18 protein-coding genes and 1 pseudogene are annotated in these 17,346 nt (G+C 47.4%); 18 read left to right on the top strand and 1 reads right to left on the bottom strand.

Annotated elements, in window-relative coordinates; translation table 11 throughout:
• Positions 1-6: 6 nt before the first annotated feature.
• The 12 genes from HD842_RS23410 (at position 7) to HD842_RS23355 (ending at position 9,482) form a co-directional block, all read left to right on the top strand.
• Complete coding sequence (locus HD842_RS23410; RefSeq protein WP_183558400.1) at positions 7-612, top strand: hypothetical protein; 606 nt, start codon at positions 7-9, stop codon at positions 610-612.
• Between the two features lie 102 nt (positions 613-714).
• Positions 715-2,268: a type VI secretion system Vgr family protein gene (locus HD842_RS23405; protein ID WP_183558636.1), complete on the top strand. Its 1,554-nt coding sequence runs from the start codon at positions 715-717 to the stop codon at positions 2,266-2,268.
• A 6-nt stretch (positions 2,269-2,274) separates the two neighbouring features.
• On the top strand, positions 2,275-2,439 hold the full coding sequence (locus HD842_RS23400) for a hypothetical protein (RefSeq protein WP_183558397.1): 165 nt from the start codon (positions 2,275-2,277) through the stop codon (positions 2,437-2,439).
• Between the two features lie 114 nt (positions 2,440-2,553).
• Positions 2,554-3,132: a hypothetical protein gene (locus tag HD842_RS23395; RefSeq protein ID WP_183558394.1), complete on the top strand. Its 579-nt coding sequence runs from the start codon at positions 2,554-2,556 to the stop codon at positions 3,130-3,132.
• A gap of 173 nt (positions 3,133-3,305) precedes the next feature.
• Positions 3,306-3,917, top strand: a complete 612-nt coding sequence (locus HD842_RS23390) for a M949_RS01915 family surface polysaccharide biosynthesis protein (RefSeq protein WP_183558391.1) — start codon at positions 3,306-3,308, stop codon at positions 3,915-3,917.
• Between the two features lie 114 nt (positions 3,918-4,031).
• On the top strand, positions 4,032-4,517 hold the full coding sequence (locus HD842_RS23385) for a contractile injection system protein, VgrG/Pvc8 family (protein ID WP_183558388.1): 486 nt from the start codon (positions 4,032-4,034) through the stop codon (positions 4,515-4,517).
• A 508-nt stretch (positions 4,518-5,025) separates the two neighbouring features.
• On the top strand, positions 5,026-5,481 hold the full coding sequence (locus HD842_RS23380) for a hypothetical protein (RefSeq protein WP_183558385.1): 456 nt from the start codon (positions 5,026-5,028) through the stop codon (positions 5,479-5,481).
• 161 nt (positions 5,482-5,642) lie between these two features.
• On the top strand, positions 5,643-6,230 hold the full coding sequence (locus tag HD842_RS23375) for a hypothetical protein (protein ID WP_183558382.1): 588 nt from the start codon (positions 5,643-5,645) through the stop codon (positions 6,228-6,230).
• Positions 6,231-6,422: 192 nt separating this feature from the next.
• Positions 6,423-6,692, top strand: a complete 270-nt coding sequence (locus HD842_RS23370) for a type VI secretion system Vgr family protein (RefSeq protein WP_183558379.1) — start codon at positions 6,423-6,425, stop codon at positions 6,690-6,692.
• Between the two features lie 110 nt (positions 6,693-6,802).
• Complete coding sequence (locus HD842_RS23365) at positions 6,803-7,324, top strand: hypothetical protein (protein ID WP_183558376.1); 522 nt, start codon at positions 6,803-6,805, stop codon at positions 7,322-7,324.
• A 237-nt stretch (positions 7,325-7,561) separates the two neighbouring features.
• Positions 7,562-8,455: an Imm71 family immunity protein gene (locus tag HD842_RS23360; RefSeq protein ID WP_183558373.1), complete on the top strand. Its 894-nt coding sequence runs from the start codon at positions 7,562-7,564 to the stop codon at positions 8,453-8,455.
• 148 nt (positions 8,456-8,603) lie between these two features.
• On the top strand, positions 8,604-9,482 hold the full coding sequence (locus HD842_RS23355; protein WP_229424897.1) for an Imm71 family immunity protein: 879 nt from the start codon (positions 8,604-8,606) through the stop codon (positions 9,480-9,482).
• A gap of 1,066 nt (positions 9,483-10,548) precedes the next feature.
• Here the strand turns inward: HD842_RS23355 and HD842_RS24560 are convergent.
• Positions 10,549-10,668 (bottom strand): annotated as a pseudogene (locus HD842_RS24560) (IS6 family transposase); the annotation flags it as partial.
• 247 nt (positions 10,669-10,915) lie between these two features.
• Here HD842_RS24560 and HD842_RS23345 point away from each other — a divergent pair.
• The 6 genes from HD842_RS23345 (at position 10,916) to HD842_RS23320 (ending at position 17,321) form a co-directional block, all read left to right on the top strand.
• Positions 10,916-11,389, top strand: a complete 474-nt coding sequence (locus HD842_RS23345) for a hypothetical protein (protein ID WP_183558367.1) — start codon at positions 10,916-10,918, stop codon at positions 11,387-11,389.
• Between the two features lie 390 nt (positions 11,390-11,779).
• Positions 11,780-12,235 (top strand): hypothetical protein, encoded by a 456-nt coding sequence (locus HD842_RS23340; RefSeq protein WP_183558364.1) that lies wholly within the window; start codon positions 11,780-11,782, stop codon positions 12,233-12,235.
• Positions 12,236-12,529: 294 nt separating this feature from the next.
• Complete coding sequence (locus HD842_RS23335) at positions 12,530-13,291, top strand: hypothetical protein (protein ID WP_183558362.1); 762 nt, start codon at positions 12,530-12,532, stop codon at positions 13,289-13,291.
• Positions 13,292-13,587: 296 nt separating this feature from the next.
• On the top strand, positions 13,588-13,956 hold the full coding sequence (locus HD842_RS23330) for a hypothetical protein (RefSeq protein ID WP_183558359.1): 369 nt from the start codon (positions 13,588-13,590) through the stop codon (positions 13,954-13,956).
• Between the two features lie 1,469 nt (positions 13,957-15,425).
• Complete coding sequence (locus HD842_RS23325; protein WP_183558356.1) at positions 15,426-15,971, top strand: hypothetical protein; 546 nt, start codon at positions 15,426-15,428, stop codon at positions 15,969-15,971.
• A gap of 480 nt (positions 15,972-16,451) precedes the next feature.
• Positions 16,452-17,321 carry a hypothetical protein gene (locus HD842_RS23320; RefSeq protein ID WP_183558353.1) on the top strand — a complete coding sequence of 290 codons (870 nt, stop codon included), beginning with the start codon at positions 16,452-16,454 and terminating at the stop codon, positions 17,319-17,321.
• Positions 17,322-17,346 lie beyond the last annotated feature (25 nt).

The following is a 17,346-nucleotide window of genomic DNA, read 5'->3' as shown; positions in this document are numbered from 1 at the left end:
CAATATATGAAGAATATTTTCACTATCGCTTTTTTTTCAATACTTTCGGTTAGCTGCTCTGCATCGGACGTCCCGGCTGTGGGCTTGTTGGAACAAATTCCAGTAATGGGAAAAGAATACAAAGTGATAGCACGTCCAATCTATATCTTTTCTAATAAAAAACTTAATGAACCGACCGTATTTACTGGAATGGTGGGAACTGATAAGCCGTACGTCTCGGTATGTTGTTACCAAGTGAAAGACATATCACCTCTAGATCTTAAGCAAGAAATAAAAAAATACGGTCAAGATGAAGAATTTGGATCCCATATGGGAAATATCAGAGGATATGCTTATCTATACGCAGCCCAACCGCTAAGCGATAAGTCGAAATGGACGTCGCTAATGCTAGCCATGTCCCGAAAAACCGCTAACCCGGCAGACGGGTCGCCATTTAGTGCGCCAGTTGTTGCTGAAGCATTTTCTACCGAACAAATTCCAGCGACAATAGGCAATCCTCCCAATCAAACAACCCTGCATACGCGATATGATGAAAAATCGGACCGTATGATATTTACATTCCAGCAGGGAAAGCAAAAAATTGTGATATCAGAGCCTGTTTTTGCAGATTAGCTTGCTATTTCAGAAGTGGTCACGATCATGGAAACAGCTGAGAATCTCGACTTCTCATACTCTGGAGGCCGGTGTAACTGACTTATTTGATGAGTTAAACGTATTGGCCGTGCAGCGATCTGGACCCAATACCGCGAAAGCGACCTGGAATTTCTGCAGCGCGTACTGGCGGCCGAGGGTCTCAGCTGGCGTTTCGAGCATGATCAGGAAGGTGACGAACCGGCCGAGGGCGGCGCGGCGCAAGCGCGGCACCGCATCGTGTTCTTCGACAGCCAAGCCGCCCTGCCCGCTACGCCGGGCGGCGACACGTTGCGCTTTCATGGCGTGCGCGCCAGCGACACCGATGACGCGATCGACCGGTCCGCCGCGCAGCGACGCGTGGCGGCCAACGCCGTCTCCATCAGCAGCTGGGATCCGGCGCAGCTGATGGCACCCGCGGCCGATCTGCTGACCAGCCTGGATATCGGCGAGATGCCGTCGCTGTCCATTTATGACGGCAGCGCCGAGCGCCGTCATGACAACAAGGCCTTCGCCGACGCCCACAGCCGCGTCATGCTGCAGGCGCTGGAGCTGGACAACAAACAGTTCGAAGGCGCCGGCGCCGTACGCCGCATGGCGGCCGGACACGGTTTTACATTGACCCAGCACGACGGCTATGCGGACGGCGACAACAGCTTCAAGACACTGTGGGTCAAGCACGAGGCGCGCAATAATCTCGAGCCGGCACTGGGTGAGGCCCTGTCGCGCCTGACCGGGCTGGCCGAAGCCGGCGCGGCAACCCTGCTGCAGTTTTCCGATGAGGCGCTCGAACCCGGCACCTACCGTAATCGCTTTGGCTGCGTGCGCGAAGCGGTTGCGATCGTGCCGCGCGCGGCGGCTGCGCGCTTTGCGGGGGCGTCGCTCGGGCCGCAGACGGCCATCGTGGTCGGGTTGCCTGAGACGATCAATACGACCACGCGCGAGCACCAGGTGCGCATTCAGTTTGCCTGGCAGCGCGGGGTCGGTGCCATCTCGGGCGGGTTGACGCATGACACGGACGAGAACGGCAATGCGCCGGGCAACGATGTATCCGGTACCTGTGTGCGCGTGGCCGAGGCGCTGGCCGGACCGAACTGGGGATCGCAGTTCACGCCGCGCATCGGTACCGAAGTGCTGGTCGATTTCATTGAAGGCGACATGGACCGGCCGCTGATTGTCGCGCAGTTGTATACCGGATCGGATACACCGCCCTTCTCGGCTGGCGTCGACACCGGGATCAATCATGCCGGTGCAGCGCAACAGTTGCTACATCTGCTTGATATCGCACAACATAAGCAAGGTGTAATTCTCCAGCCGCTGATTTACGACGATCCAGATTTTTCTGCATGGGTTGGTCGCCAACGTGCTTGGTATGCGAATTGGGCAAGTCCAGATTTGGAATTGGTGTTTAATAGCGCTTGTGATACAAAGGAGGCGGAACTCAAATCTATAGCAAAAAATACGACAATTCTTGAAAGTTATACAAGCCGGATGGACTGGATCAATACTGCGGCCATTCAGTTTCACGATCTTATGCAAAATAAAAAGTACTATATGGAAAATCAACTCAAAACTATTTCAGGATGGGTCGATTCCTCGTATGAACCATATCCTTACCGATATTATCAACCGATTTAACGCAGCATGAAAAATATCCTATTAATAACAGCGGCACTAGTATTGTTATCAGGCTGCCGAGAATCAAATGAGGAAGCGGTAACTATGGATTCAAAAGTTATTTTAAAAATTAACGAAGCTGCGACCGAATACGTTGAAAGAAACAAAGATCTAATCAAAATTGTGAATTGACCTCCCGGAGTAAAATATTATACGGCGCGTTGGGACCAAAAAAAATCAGGCACTGCCATCTTTGAGCACAAGGATAATACGCTGTCTGTAGGCAATGTAATTAGTATAACAGCTATGAATAATTCATCCCCGTCTGAAGAAGGATTGACAAAATTTCATATAAATTCTGGCCTCACACCAACAGACCTAATAGACCACGACCAAGCTCGAAAGGAATTTATATTAATCCTGAAGAATGTTCGAAAAACCGGCTGGAATATTTTCATTAATGAGGGAGATCCACGATTGCGCGGGAAGGCGATGTTGGATTTCGTCTTGTCCGAATCTCCCGTAAGCAGTATGGACGCAGACTATGAACCGACGTTTGCCGAGTGGATGAATATACCTAGCAATAGGCCATGGCATTTCTACGCAAATCACGTATACCTAACTATCTCATTCACTCGCGAACCGACATTACTCGATCCGCAAAGACCAGGCTCATATCTTATCTCGTACACGATTGAGAGCGAAAATGAACACTACCGTAGTTATATAACACCGAAGCAGAAAGCGCAGTGGAAAAGCGCATTGCTATCACATTTGGAATATTTGCCTGCAATGCGTACAAAAAAAGAATCAGAGTTGCGTGCACGAGGCATAAAAATCGATGAAACCTATCAAGATCCTCCGATTCCTAACCTTACCGAATAGCCACGGAAAGCGACCAACTGGCCGGCGAAAATTTCTTCATCTGTCTCAAAGACCTGCGCGAACGCGGCAGCGCGCACCTGCAGGCGCTCGTCTGGAAGCAGAGCATCAGTACTGGATTGGGAATTTGCATCCTGCTTGCTCCCGCCATCCAAGCATGTAAGGCCGAGCATGTTGTGAGCAAGCCCTCGACCGTCCATGCGAAACGGTTAGCCGCTGAGAATATCCGGACAAATGGAGTCCTGGCCGGTGCCCACCAAATTTCCGACCGCAATGGCGAGCATATCTTGGTGCTTACTCGCAAGGCGAGCTCTTCACTAGTTGCCCCGCAGTCCGGTCGGATCGAGCGTATTGATTTGGTTGCCGCATACTACCTGCGTGTAACAAAGGCTCAATGGAAAGAAGAATGGGTAATTCGCGACGTAAGCGACTGCCCAGGTTTGGACGTCGATGGCGATTTCTTCATGCCCAATGTCACATTCACCGACCTGAACAAAGACGGGACTAGAGAGGTCACCGTACCATACCTGCGCTTTCATGCCGTGCGCACCAGCGATACCGATGACGCGATCGACCGGTTGGCTGCCCTGCGGCGCGTAGCGGCAAATGCCGTTTCCATCAGCAGCTGGGATCCGGCGCAGCTGATGGCGCCCGCAGCCGAGCAGTTGACCAGCCTGGATATCGGCGAGATGCCGTCGCGTTCGATTTATGCCGGCAGCGCCAAGCGGCGTCATGACAACAAAGCCGGGGCTGACGCCCACAAACAAGCGCATGGACGCGCTCTTTGAGTTACCCGCTGCGCAAAAAAGCAGGCTGGCATAACGGATCTGACAAGTATTGGCAAAAAACTGACCGACGCCACGACGGCGCTCGCAACGGCCGACAAGGACCTCAAACTGGAAATGGTAGGTGCTGCTGCGGATGTCGCTGGCATCATCGATCCGAGCACGGCCTCGGACATTGTTGGCGCCGGCATCCCGATTGCACGGGGTGACTATTGGGGTGCGGCGCTTAGCACGGTGGCCGAGCGATTCACGGGGCGCGAGGCGGTCCACGAACTGTTCAGTTTTGACGTCGATGCATTATCGACGTCGACCGATCTGAATCTGGCCGACTTTATCGGTGAAGAGCTGACGATTGCCTTGCTGCAACCCGACGGCAGCCGCCGGGCCTGGCACGGCCTGCGCACCGACGCCGTCTGGCTCGGTGCCAATGGCGGCCTGGCGCGCTATCGCCTGCATCTGCAACCGGCGCTGGCTCTGCTCGGGCTGCGGCGCGACAGCTATATCTTCCAGGACAAGGATACGCGCGACCTGATCGGCGAACTGCTGGCCGACGATCCGCAGGTGCGGTGTTGGAGACAGGTCTACCAAGAAATTCGGCTATAAAGCTGGGAAAACAGTCAGCGAAGAAAGATCGAGATTACGAGAACTGTGGTCTGCCTCTAAAGCCCAAAAATTTAACACCGGGAACACCCGAGCAAAAATTAGATCGATGGGAAAAATATCAGCGCCGAGGTGAAAAAAGACCACGATAGCTGGAGCAGACAATATGATACAACTATGCGAAACTATCAACATGGGACGCAACCAAAGATGGACTACCGAGTATCTATGGAGGCATCGGAAGGAACCTTAAAACCCCCATTTAGCAATCGACAAATCGGCATAAAAAAATAAGATAAGTATGCAGGTCAACTAAAAACTGCGGCATTTAGTCTAACAAAAGAAAATTTATCGCTATCAAAAAAGATGGTGCGCTAACGAAACTTGGATGGCTTGTAGAACACCTCCTTGAAAAAGGCGCATCTAAGCCACATTCGGAAGCGCTAGTAAAAGCATGAATTAGATTCAAATCAGGGCCACAAATCCCATTCAGGAACTAACAGGAGCTTATATGGATTTCGCAGCCGAACGAGAACAATTCGACCGCTTTATTTTCGTCATGGAAAATCAACTAGAGGCGCTGGAGGAAAAGGCAGAGTCCCTAGGCTTCACTCTCACGCGCGATATGAGCTCCCTCGAAAAGCTTGAAGAGTTCTTTGAAATGCTCACAACTAATTCAAGTAGAGAGGAAAAAAACGGATTGAGCGTAACCTTTGGAAGGTACTTGGGGGAAATTGTAATAGAGACTTTTGGAGGGAAATGGCACCTACCTCTAGACGACAAAAAAAATATTAATTTCAATACTCCTGTAGTAGTCGGGCACACGAATATAGAGGAATTGGAATTTCCAGCACTTGGTGTTATACACGCTTTCTCGCTTCGAAAAAAAACAGGCCTTTTACGAGGCGCAGTCATGTCACAAGTCGAACCGAAAGCAGTGGATATAGATCATCTGGAAGAAAAATAACGTGCCTTTTAGATACACATATCCCTATAAAAAGATGAACATCGCGTTGCTTGGCCTCAATATATGTAAGAGATCCATTGCGCTAACTCCGTTTCGATGACCCACCTGTCTCGTGCTTTCCGAGCAAAATTCATTACCATGTCTGATGGAAAGGAACATCGATGTTTTTTCATCCCTGCTTCAACCAACCTTCCCTTTTATTCCTATTTAATTTTTTTTTCGCGGCAGCGATAAGCATCACATCGGCGAAGGCAACAGCGACATCAACAAGCGTAACTAAAGCTACCGCCCCAGTATTTACGACGCAACAGGGACTGCATACCTGGGATACCAAATCCGGAAAATTGTTTATGGTTACAGGAACGTATCAAGACACAACAAGTTATCGCCGCAGCATATCTTTTTATTTTAAGGAAGAGAATGACCCTACTTGGCTTCAGGTTCCAATAATAGAAAGTGCAGTCGATTCTACAACAGCATGGACCTCAGCCAGCCGTGGAGAAACGACGCTGCGCGATGCAACAGTTTTTGCACGAGGAAACGAAATCTATCTCATCATTGCTGAACTCGATGTGAAGAAAGCGATAATTTCTGTTTCGCGCTATCAATTTTCCTCCACTGGAGAAGACTTTCCAGACGGGCCGGACAAGCTCTTTATTCCAAAATCGACAAAAAAATATCAACTCTCAAAAATCAAGTCGATTGAGGGTGCACTTAATCGGGAAATAAAAAATTTCGAAGTGGACTGATCAATGTCTGCATTGTTCATTAGCGCCAAGTATGACGTTAACGCTATTATGAGGTCTCACGCGCCGCCCTTCCCAGCTGCCGTCGACACCGAGATCAATCATGCCGAGGTGATCTTCGGCATGCACAGTAATAACTTTGACAGCGCTGGATCCAACCGGTGGGTACTCGATAATGCGGTCAGGCAATAGCGCATGCAGTTGGCGACCAGCAGCGCAGGCATGCATCGCAATCTTGGGTGTCTAGTGCAGCAGGCGGCCGGCTCGGCGCAACGCGGCGCAACGCGGCGCAGCGGGTATAGCGGTACCGGTTTTGAATTGCGCACTGATGCGTGGCCTCTTGTTCGCGGTGGCGAAGGTGTGTTGATGGCGGCGACAGCGCGCGCGCAGCATGGTAGCAGCGTGATGTCGACTTCATGGCAGACTTCGGTAAATAGTGGCAAATCAGGAGTGGCCGGCAAATAAACTGCGCCGGTGACGTTAATCATCCTGATGCCGGATAATTTTTAGAATTACGATATCTGAAAAAATTCTGCACTAGAATTGGTACAGAAAAATATCTTAGACCTGACAAAGTGAATAAATTAACTATTTTACTTGCAATATCTCTTCTTTTGGGTTGCACCGGTCAGCCGCGTCAAGCCAACTTAAAATTTACTGCAATCGAAGGAAATGGAAATCGTATAGAAATAGAGTTTTCTTCTGACGTCAATTTAAACACATTATTCTCAGAAAATCGTACCCAGCGTCAAGTTTTGAGCGAGCTGATTTGCTCGCTGAACGGTGACGAAAATTTCGATTTCGAACACCGGCTGGAAGTTTTTTCGAATGGGCGAGTAATGAACAACGAAATCTCAAGCGGAAATCAATTTATTTTCAAGTCTGCTTTACTGTTCTGGCGATCACCGAAAAATGAGTTAGATAGCGATGTTATGCTCACCAATGAAGAAGTTGCAGGTATTATCTCAAAGCAGGACACTATTCCCTGCCTTTACCGAACAACAGTTTATCTGGCACGTCCTTATTACACGAAAAAAATGCATGTTCCAACCAACCTACTACGAAAGGTTATAGACTCTGGCACGCTGCAAAATTAATCAACTGATCGACGTTTTTAGCAGTGATAAACGGTCGACGATGTCGAGCGTCATCTCCGTTCATGATAGTTAAAAAAAAGATTGAGCACCGATTTCAAAGATTTTCATCTCCACCGTGATTAGATGGGCAAGATGCGCTGAATACCCCAACCCAGCTGGCACGACAACTGTGCAAACCGCTGCTGTTGGCAGTCGAGAACAGGCGATTAAAGAAAATTGAAAGACAAGAATATTTCCATGAGAGACCAAACAAGTACGTCCGAACTTCTATTACCATCGGAAGATGAGCGACGCCAGATATATTTTTGGTTGAAGAAAACCAGTTCTCTAACCGCGTGGCAAAGAATCTTTAAATTTTATAAATCATGGGCAGAAATCGTGGAGCAAAGTGTCCGTGCAGCTAATGGACGCGGTTTGGCAGAGAAGACTTCTCTACCGGAAAGCGAACTTGGATTAATTATCCGGGGTCTGGCGCACTGTGAACAAGGAGTTATTCAGTTAGGCAAGGGCAATAAGCGTGTCTTCAAATTCGATGCCAATGGTGAGTTTGAAATGGCTTCACGTATTCTAAAACACTGGGTAGAGATCAAACATCGAGTAGAAACAGGAGATAACAACATTAATGAGGAATACACACCACTCTGGCGAGAATTCTGCCAAAGAATGGAGAGTCTTTCTGCCGCCTGGAGAGAATGTTCAATGCCAATTCTGGAAACCCGATATCTCGAGGATCCAGCGCCAACAACGTATAATTCCTGGCTTCAAGATGAATTAGCAGACATTTCTGTCACAAATAAATTAGAATTTGTGCCGGATCCTATTGATTCTGTTTTCGTGAGATCTAATGAGATTACACCGTATTCAGGAATCTGGGAGCCTATAGACGCGGAACCAATGAAAATTTCTCTTCTGACGTTATTTGTTAAAAACAAAATCCCTCAACCGCCGTTCACGATCATCGGGACTATGAACTATTTGCATGGTGGCTCGAAAACACCACAGATGACAGTCTCAACAAAAGACGAAAGTATCGACTTAAATACAATGTGGCGATTGATCTGGCGAGACGATCGTTACGGCGATGGCACAGTACCACAAGAAGAGCAAAGCTATTCGTTTAAAAGCACTTGAAAAATCCTGGGCTCAGCTCAGAATAATGTCTTGACTAACGAGTTTAAACTCACCAACTGACAAACAACGAGTGTAAGGGGTCGGGAATAACGACCATCAACAATAGAAAAGTTACAATCAATCTATGAAAACTACGATAGACAGAAGTATGATTATGCTGCCAACTGATACAGAGCGAGCGCAGATCTTCTTCTGGCTGAAAAAAGTGAGTTCAGCAACTGCTTGGCGTCGAATTTTTGAGTTCTATAGAGTATGGACTGTTTCGGCAGAAAAAAGCTTGCGTGTGGCAGATGAAAATGGATGGGCCGGTAAAACAGCAATCCCGACCTCGGATTATTTACTGATATTGAAAGGATTAAGTCACTGCGAAGACGGAGTTATCAAGTTGAGCAAGGGTGATAAGCGCGTTTTTAAATTCGATGCAAACGGAAAATTTGCGATGGCACGCCGCATTCTCTTCCACTGGGCAGAAATGACAACTCGCATAGAACAGGGCGAAAATATAATTGACGAAAATCATACACCATTCTGGATAGAATTTTGTGAGACTTTGACCTCAGCATGTCAAGCTTGGCAAGAGTGCGCTCAGCATGTTCTAGAGCCACGCTATCTGGATGAACCTGGACTCACCCTATACGGCGACTGGCTGAGAAACGAACTGGCTCTGCTGCATTTTCCAGAAAATCTGCCTGCCCCCCCGGACCCATCAGATAATATATTTATCAAAACAGGTGACATAATTCCATCCAGCGGAATTTGGGAACCAGTTGATGAAAAAAAGACACCGCTGACCAGGATCTTTAATAGAGTAGTCCCACCCATCCCTCCGTTCAACCCAGTTGGCGCTATGAATTATTTACATGGCGGATCACAGGCGCCGAGAATTACCGTGGAAACAGAGACTGACAACATCGACTTTGATACAACGTGGCGACTTTTGTGGTCAGATGAAAGGTATTTAGATGAAGAGATTCCAATAGAAGAAAAATCATATAGATTCAATGAGCCGAAAAATAATCGGGAATGATGAGATTGATATCTCAGTATGTTCTGATGTGACCATGTCAGAACTCTCCCCTTTTGACCATTAAGACGAAATCAAAAGATATCATCATGATGAGGATTTTGGTTCACGTATTGGGGGCATTCAGGGCGCCGGAAGAAAATCCTTTCAAATCAGGGAAACCTTTTAATCGAATGACTGTTCAAAAACGTCAAGACAAGAAATCTCGTCGAATGGTGATAACTTTCGGGCAGGAAAAGAAAACATCGATTTTTCAGAACCAACGTTTGCGTACCGGGTGCCTTGGTATAACCTGCGATTGACAACCTCCATTTCAAAATTGTCTGAATCGGGTTACAAACATTGGTACACTTCTCGATCCCTCAGCGGCGGTTTCCTCAGAATTTGGACAAAGTCTGGTCCTATACGTGGAAATGGCTCGCAACCGTGGTAATGTTTCATTCGCCCGCAATACTTGGGTCAGAACCAAAATTTCTTTGCAATTATCTGCTCTCGGCGATGCTGCCTTTTATTTCGAACTGCACAACGCATGAAAACAACCAGAATCGCCCTGTTGGCCCTTCCAGTTCTTTCCCTGACCTTAGTGTCCGGTTATTCGCAGGCTGAAGGCTTGGCACCAAGCTCCTCCGCAGCATTCGCGAAGCAACAAGTCAAGAATATCGAGGCCGCGGCTCAGTATCCAGGCGACGTCGCCGAACGCGAGGGTCGGGCGGTCGTTGAACAGGCTCGCTCCAGCAGCGAGGACAAGAAGCGCTGGTCGCATGTAGTCATGCAGTCGGATGCCGCTGCGGAAGAAGCGGATACCTTGGTCATGTCGCTGGTCAGAGCGATCAAGTTCGATATGCAACTTCAGCCAAACGATGGCCACATCATCTTCACCGTGCCTGGCACCAGGCATGTTTTTAAATTAGCCAACAGCGCGGGCTCGAAGGGCAACATTTGTCCCAGCTACAGCGTACGTGTGCTTGAGGCGTCCAATGGCCACGTGGTATTTCGCAAGGTGTGTAAACCTTTCGAGTATCTCCGCAACCGCGTCTATATGAGCAACGAGTTCTACCTATACGACGTGCACCCGGTGCTTGTGTATCCGGTCCATTGTCTCCATGAGCGGCAGGACACGAATTGGCCACCGATTGATCGACGAATGATCGGCCGACACGCCACGCTCTTCCATGATCTCCACGGGGTGCAGCTAGCTCAGCGGATAGACGCATTTCAGTAGATGCTCACTTTGAAGTTGAGCCTGCCAACTTGTGCTGCATCCAGTACCGCGGTTTGCACAATCGCCCCCCATTCGCCAATGGGACGGAACCAGTGCCGATGAAGATGCAAAATACATTAAGAAAGAAAAATCGTAGGACGATCACATGCGATATCTTATAAAAACCTGTTTCATGCTAGCCACATTTTTTCTGTTCCAGACCCCAGCGACTGCTATGGATAATCGAAATCTAAAAATTTCAGCAACGTGCCGAAACAATGTCGACTGCATATATACTGGAGATAATATTAAAATCGATATTACTATTAAAAATATTGGACCAGACGTTGTCGGGTTCCCTTTGGAATATATTATTCGACGTGGCCCAAAAATAAAATTGATAAACGAAACCAACAACGAGTCGCGAAATCAAAGAATAAACCTTGCTCCCTACGATTTACTGAAAAAATTCAAAATGATTTATCCTGGCGAGTCAGTTATTTTTGACGCTACAATTCCCAGTTCTGAAATTTTAATTTTTCAACAAAACCCTGTCGATATTACAGCAGAGGTGAGCGTTTTAGTTGAAATTTTTATTGGTGAAAAATCCCAAAAGTATCAATACAACGACTGCATTGGCCTTCATATTAGTGGCAGATCTTCCTCAACTAACGAAAATATACCAGCTACCGCTAATCAGCGTATCTGAAGCGCCGGATTAGGTCTCACATCGGACCACGAGCAATTTTACTCAATTAGTTCGAATGGATGAAATGACAAGTTTAAAATTTTATGTTCACCTCAAATATTCACTATCATGACGCGAAGAGTCGCGACAGGAGCGATGCCACTTGGCTCCGCGCGGATGGCGGCCTGCCGTGCTGCCCGTGGCCGACTAGATGTCCGACCTGTACATCGGTGAGACGCCTTGCTGTCGATTTACGACGACAACGCGGCGCGGTGCCACGACACCAAAGCCGGGGGCGACACACAGCCTTGTCGCTTATGAAAAACGGAGTTTGAACTTTTTTATCTAGATGGCATTGAGAAAGTCGGCATTAACTGTGTGCTAAAACATGACTCTTAAGCTAATTAAATTATGATAACCACCAACGACAGAGATAACTTTGAACATTTTTTAATCTTGATGGATGACCAACTCGAGGCCGTGGAGAACGAGTCAAATAAGAGAGGTTTTTCAATAGATCTGACAATGAATTCCTTAGAAAACATTGAGAAAGTATTCTTGAGCATTATTGAAGACTGTACTGAGGAAGAAACTGACGGTTGGATTGCAGCGTTTGCAAGGTATATCGGTGAAATAGTCAGAATTCGATTTGATGGGCAATGGCACTTGTCATCTGATAGCCCGAAAGATGTCTATTACAACACGCCTGTGATTGTAAATCATACAGAAATAGAAGGGCTCGAATTTTCTCCCATCTTCGCAATTCGCGCATTATCTATTCGAAAACGCATAGGACTTTTGCACCAAATTATTATGGCAGACATAGAACCCGTTCCGCTTGAAATAGAGCATCTGCGCGAAGATTGACATCGCAATAGGTTAATTTTTTTGAAATAGCACGCTTGATTGATCCACGTTCGCCGCTTGCAATCTCATCTGCTGCTTACCAGATGACTCGCTGGCAACCGAAAGGGATAAATGCCGCTATTCGTGGTCACTTTCAGTCAAGCTGATGCACAACTATAGCCGGACCGATGCAAGTAACACCAACCATTTTGACGTAACATGAAAATAGTCATTACCTTATTCCTGCTTGCAGCCTCATGATCAGGCTGCGTGCCATCAACTGAGGCAGTAAAGCCTATGGTATCAAATGTCAACTTGACGCTCAACGAATCTCCCAAGGAATTTACCAATACAAATAAGGATATTATTAAAGTTCTCACTCGCCCCCCAGGTGTCAATTTTTATAAAGTGAAGTGGGGGAATGAAAATCTTGGTATGGTTACCTTTAAGCATGGGGAAAACACATTTTCAGTAGAACACGTATTAAGTGCCAATGCGGTAGACAATCGTCGATCGCCAGATGAAGGGCTAATCGAATTCAACGTGTACGCGAGCATTGGAGATACGGACCTGATAGGTCATGACGACGCCCGCAAATTGTTCATCTCCGCTTTGCAACGTATTCGCAAGGCTGGCTGGAAAATTTTCATTAATGAGGGAGATCCGCGCCTGCGTGGGAAGGCGATGCTAGATTTTGCTCTATCCGAATCTCCAGCAAGCAGTCTTGATGCAGATTGCGAACCAACGTTTGTCGAGTGGATGAAGATTCCTAGCGATATGCAATGGCAGTTTTACGTAAATCATGCCTACCTTACTATTTCTTTTACTCGCGAACCTACATTGCTCGACCCGCATAAGCCAGGCTCCTACCTGATAACTTATACGTTGCAAAGCGAGAATGAGCACTTCCGCAACTATGTAACACCAAAGCAGAAAGATTATTGGAAAAGTGCGTTGCCGTTGCAGTTAGAGTATTTGCCGGCTATGCGTAAAGCAAAAGAATCCGAACTGCGGGCGCAGGGCGTAGAAATCGACGAAACCTATATGGATGCGCCGATCCCTGCTTTTATTGAATAGCCGGTGTCCGATGTACAGCTCCGGCGCAACCTTATAGCGGGCGTACCGACGTTATTTTTGATTTGTGTGCCTCGCAAGAAAGTTGGCAGGCATCATGAATCGGACCAACATCAGCAAAAAATTCATCGCTTCCACCTGAATGCTAGCGGAGGCCAGCAAGGACCTCAAACTCAAAATGGCTGCTTGCTGCTGCGGATGTGGACACGGGGGCATTGTCAATCCTGGTCTGGCTTGGAAAATTAACGAAGTTTGCATCTCGCTAATTAGGGTTATTAATATATCAAAGAGGCTGAAGAATGAAGGATAGAGAAACAGACCTGATCATTCAACTTGCGAGTAACCTAGTTAACGCAATAAGAAAACTAGAGCCTCAGTTCGAGAGCGCTTTTTATAGATTCTTTGTTGAAGACTATCAACTCGAGTCATGTTCTTCATACACCGTGCCTGGCGATGTTTTTATTGTAAGCGCACTAGATCAAGATGAATTTTTTGTTTCAATGAATGATATCTGTTTGGAACTGATGCAAGAAATGGAAAAGTCGCCAGGCCTTTTGCTAATCACGGTCCATAAAAATTTTGACTATAAGATTGAGTTTGAATACGAAAATATGAATAAGTGGAATATCAGCTTGTTGGATGGAGGAATTGGTATTCCAACCGAATAAGCTGGTATGTGCCGTGGAAAGCTAACCTCGACTAGCGCCACGAGCACGGACAGACCGGCGAAACTCCGGCTTGATGAAAGTCGGGAACACACGCTCGAGCCGAGGACGTACCGTAATCGGTTGGGGAAAGCATGCTAAGTAGTTGCGATCAAGCCGCGCGAGCCTGTTGTACGCTTTGCCTGGGCTTCGCTTGAACCGCAATCGGCCACTGCGGCCTGATTAGCGTAGACGGCCAACGCTACAAGCACTATGACGCGCTTTTGGTTCGCCTGGCAGCGCGGGGCTGACGTCATATCGGGCGGACTAATGCACGGAACCAATGAGGAAAGCAAAGCGCGTGGCAAAGATGTGTACGGAACGTGGGTGGCGGTGTTCGAAGCGCTGGCGGAGCAGAACTGGGGTTCGAAGTTCATGTCATACATCTTCAGTCCAGCTCAATTTTATCGAACGCGATAAGGATTGTCCGCTGGTCATGGTGCAGTTATGAACGGCGTCTGATGCACCCGCCCTGCTCTGCTAGCACCCAAAACGCCATCGACCATGCCAACGTGATTTCCGTGATGTACAAAAGCAACTGTGACTGCGGGGGATTTAAGCACCGAGACCTTGATGATACCGGGGGTGGTGGCGCTCGCGCCTGGCGGCCAGCAGCGCAGGACTGCAGTCCGACCTTGGATATGTGGTGCAGTAGTCAGAGAGCTCGGTACAGAGAGACATTCACCGCAGCACGGGTTCAGGTTACCAACTGGTGTGGGGAATATCGTTCGTAGTGGCACTGTGCTGATGTCCCAACGGCACGTGCGCAGTAAGGGGGTAACGTGACGTCTACCGAACTACACAGTAGCGAGTCAATCGGGTTGTTACGTGGTGCACGCGATGGAAGCCGCCCTACTCCAAGCGGCAGCATCGCAAGAGACCTTGGCGAGCAGAGAGGCGCTGCAGGCGCAGGTTGATTTGATCACGAACATGGGGCCCTAGCCGAAAGGCAAGCTTGGTGGTGCGGGTAGACAGAACACGTTCAAGACGCCTAATCGCTCGCGCGATGAGGATGCTGCGGAGCCAATGAGGAACTTGATGCGCCCGTTGCACTGATAGGAGCGCCGAGAGGTATCAAATGGACAAGGCCGACAGCAACTTTGATAACAGCAATGCATACTGCATAGAATTTAACGATAAGGTCATCGCTCGGGTCGCGATAAAAACGCAGCCCACCGTAGCAATTCAGCAGCCTTTGTAGAAATTGATTATGATCCATACTCGGGTACGGATAAGCCAAGATTTTAAGATGGTCGACGGCACGACCAATTTAAATTCTATGACTTCCGTAGTGCCTGCCGTTGGCTGCAAAGTGCAGAATAAAAATTGTGGGCCAAGTGTGATCCGCTTGCGACGCATCCTGCAATACACAGCATTACGTTTATTATCGAGGAAAGTGAAATGCCCGCAATCAATAAGCATTTTGAACTATGATGAACTTACTTGTCCGGCATCCAAGTGATGAATTTTTCGTGCGCGCCATAGCGATCAAAATTTTACTTGGTTTTTTTTCGATAGCACCCTTAACACAAGCTGCAGAGTCAACTCTGTGCGCATCGGATGAAAATATCATCTTTTCATGCGAATTGAAAAACAAAAAAATTGTTTCAGTCTGTTCTTCCAACAGTCACAAGCAAGGCCATATGGACTATCGCTTCGGCAAGAAGTCCAAAGTCGAGTTGAGTTATTCTGCCAACACTCAACTACCGACACAAAAGTTTCATCGCGGTGAAATTGTTTATGCAAACAATTCCGAAGATGTTCTCTGGTTCAAAAAGGGACATTATAGATACACCGTATATTCGCCCACACGCGGTGCCCCCGGACTGTCTGTAGCGCTCAACGGAGATGTGATAACGCGCCTTGAATGCAATAATAGCGGTGGTGGCACGACCGATTCTCCCAAAACATCTTCGCCATTTATTGTCGAACACGGCACCGCGGATCTGATGACATTTGAAGAGAGCTGGAAGGACTAGCAAGGGTGATGTCACATCGGCCAAGGTGAGAAGATGATCATATTTCAGAAAAATCGCGATCCCTAAATGCCTCACACACGATCACGGCATAGTCAACGTGACAGTCATCGACACGCTCAACCGGGTAACCTATTGAAGAATACCGGCAGGGTCCCACAGGCCAACGATTAGCCAGTCAAAGTGTCCCGCCATGCGTCACTTACCAGGCAGTTTTATAGATCGCAGATATTGCGTGGTAGCACGCCTGCAATTCATCCATAAAGATGAACCAGAATTTTCGATTTTTTTCGAGCAGGATGAACTGGCTTTTACTATGCGCAGAAAATTCCGATCACCTCATATAGGCCAAGACCAGATTCGAGAATGTACGATTAATATCATCGCAGGCAGAAAGAATTTCCAAGATAGTTAGCCCGTTACGAAGGTCGTAGGAAAAAGTCAAGTTAACCTCGAACTTTGCCAACCTCTTGTCTAAACAACATGAAACGAATAATACTTGCTGCTGTATTTTTCTTTGCGCTGTGTAGTTGCGAAAGAAGAATTTCAAAAGAAAGGATAGCTGATGGAAACAATACATTTACGATCAGAATAGGCCAGCCAGGAATCGATTTGAAAAATCAATATCCCGGCGCTGTCAAAGTCGAGCGCCAACCTGCCGGACTCACTTTTTATCAAGTCAATTGGAGAGCTACCGAAAAAGGGAAAATTAAGCTTGATATGAGTGACAGTAGCCTCGTGTTCGATGACGTACTAGGCATGGTCGGCACTGAGGATAATGGCGAAAAGAATCCAGGAATCTATCGACTAACCATTATTTCAAAAATTACGGATTCTAACCAGATTTCTCACGAAGATGCGAGGACAAAGTTTCTCTCAATCCTTAAAAAAATTAAAAGTTCAGGATGGTCCACGTTAATTCCTTTTACCGCACCCCGATTGAGAGGTAAAGATATGCTGAATTATCTTCTAGAAACAAAGAATCCAACATCACTGGATTCGAGTTACGACCTATCGATCAGCGAATGGATGAACATCGATAACCTTACCTCTTGGGAATTTAACAAGGGAAAAATATTTCTTGAAGTAAGTTTTTCTAGAACTTCAGAAGAAATTGAGGCTCAAGCATTCGCCAGTTACGTCGTACGATACACAGTCAAATCAGACGTCGCATATTTTAAGGAATATGTCGACTCCAACGCGACTGAGTCGTGGGAATCACTTCTTATCGACGAATTAAAGAATTCTGCCGAGCGCCGACGTTCCTTGGAAGAGCGGCTAGAAAAAAACGGTATAAAAATTGATAAAGAATATATGAATCCAAAACCACCAATATCGAGTTTTGATCATTAATCCGATTCGCGGAAATTTTCTTTCT

Origin of the sequence: Massilia aurea (assembly GCF_014200505.1) — a bacterium.
Taxonomy (GTDB): domain Bacteria; phylum Pseudomonadota; class Gammaproteobacteria; order Burkholderiales; family Burkholderiaceae_D; genus Telluria; species Telluria aurea_B.
Note: the sequence above shows the minus strand (reverse complement) of the source record. Positions and strands in the feature narration are given on the sequence as shown.

What these genes read in the sequence shown, in the direction of transcription:
- HD842_RS23375 (WP_183558382.1), top strand. Translation starts at nt 5,643, where the DNA reads ATGTTTTTTCATCCCTGCTTCAACCAACCTTCCCTTTTATTCCTATTT.
- HD842_RS23330 (WP_183558359.1), top strand. Translation starts at nt 13,588, where the DNA reads ATGAAGGATAGAGAAACAGACCTGATCATTCAACTTGCGAGTAACCTA.
- HD842_RS23320 (WP_183558353.1), top strand. Translation starts at nt 16,452, where the DNA reads ATGAAACGAATAATACTTGCTGCTGTATTTTTCTTTGCGCTGTGTAGT.
- HD842_RS23370 (WP_183558379.1), top strand. Translation starts at nt 6,423, where the DNA reads ATGCAGTTGGCGACCAGCAGCGCAGGCATGCATCGCAATCTTGGGTGT.
- HD842_RS23325 (WP_183558356.1), top strand. Translation starts at nt 15,426, where the DNA reads ATGAACTTACTTGTCCGGCATCCAAGTGATGAATTTTTCGTGCGCGCC.
- HD842_RS23380 (WP_183558385.1), top strand. Translation starts at nt 5,026, where the DNA reads ATGGATTTCGCAGCCGAACGAGAACAATTCGACCGCTTTATTTTCGTC.
- HD842_RS23400 (WP_183558397.1), top strand. Translation starts at nt 2,275, where the DNA reads ATGAAAAATATCCTATTAATAACAGCGGCACTAGTATTGTTATCAGGC.
- HD842_RS23355 (WP_229424897.1), top strand. Translation starts at nt 8,604, where the DNA reads ATGATTATGCTGCCAACTGATACAGAGCGAGCGCAGATCTTCTTCTGG.
- HD842_RS23345 (WP_183558367.1), top strand. Translation starts at nt 10,916, where the DNA reads ATGGATAATCGAAATCTAAAAATTTCAGCAACGTGCCGAAACAATGTC.
- HD842_RS23410 (WP_183558400.1), top strand. Translation starts at nt 7, where the DNA reads ATGAAGAATATTTTCACTATCGCTTTTTTTTCAATACTTTCGGTTAGC.
- HD842_RS23340 (WP_183558364.1), top strand. Translation starts at nt 11,780, where the DNA reads ATGATAACCACCAACGACAGAGATAACTTTGAACATTTTTTAATCTTG.
- HD842_RS23385 (WP_183558388.1), top strand. Translation starts at nt 4,032, where the DNA reads ATGGTAGGTGCTGCTGCGGATGTCGCTGGCATCATCGATCCGAGCACG.
- HD842_RS23395 (WP_183558394.1), top strand. Translation starts at nt 2,554, where the DNA reads ATGAATAATTCATCCCCGTCTGAAGAAGGATTGACAAAATTTCATATA.
- HD842_RS23360 (WP_183558373.1), top strand. Translation starts at nt 7,562, where the DNA reads ATGAGAGACCAAACAAGTACGTCCGAACTTCTATTACCATCGGAAGAT.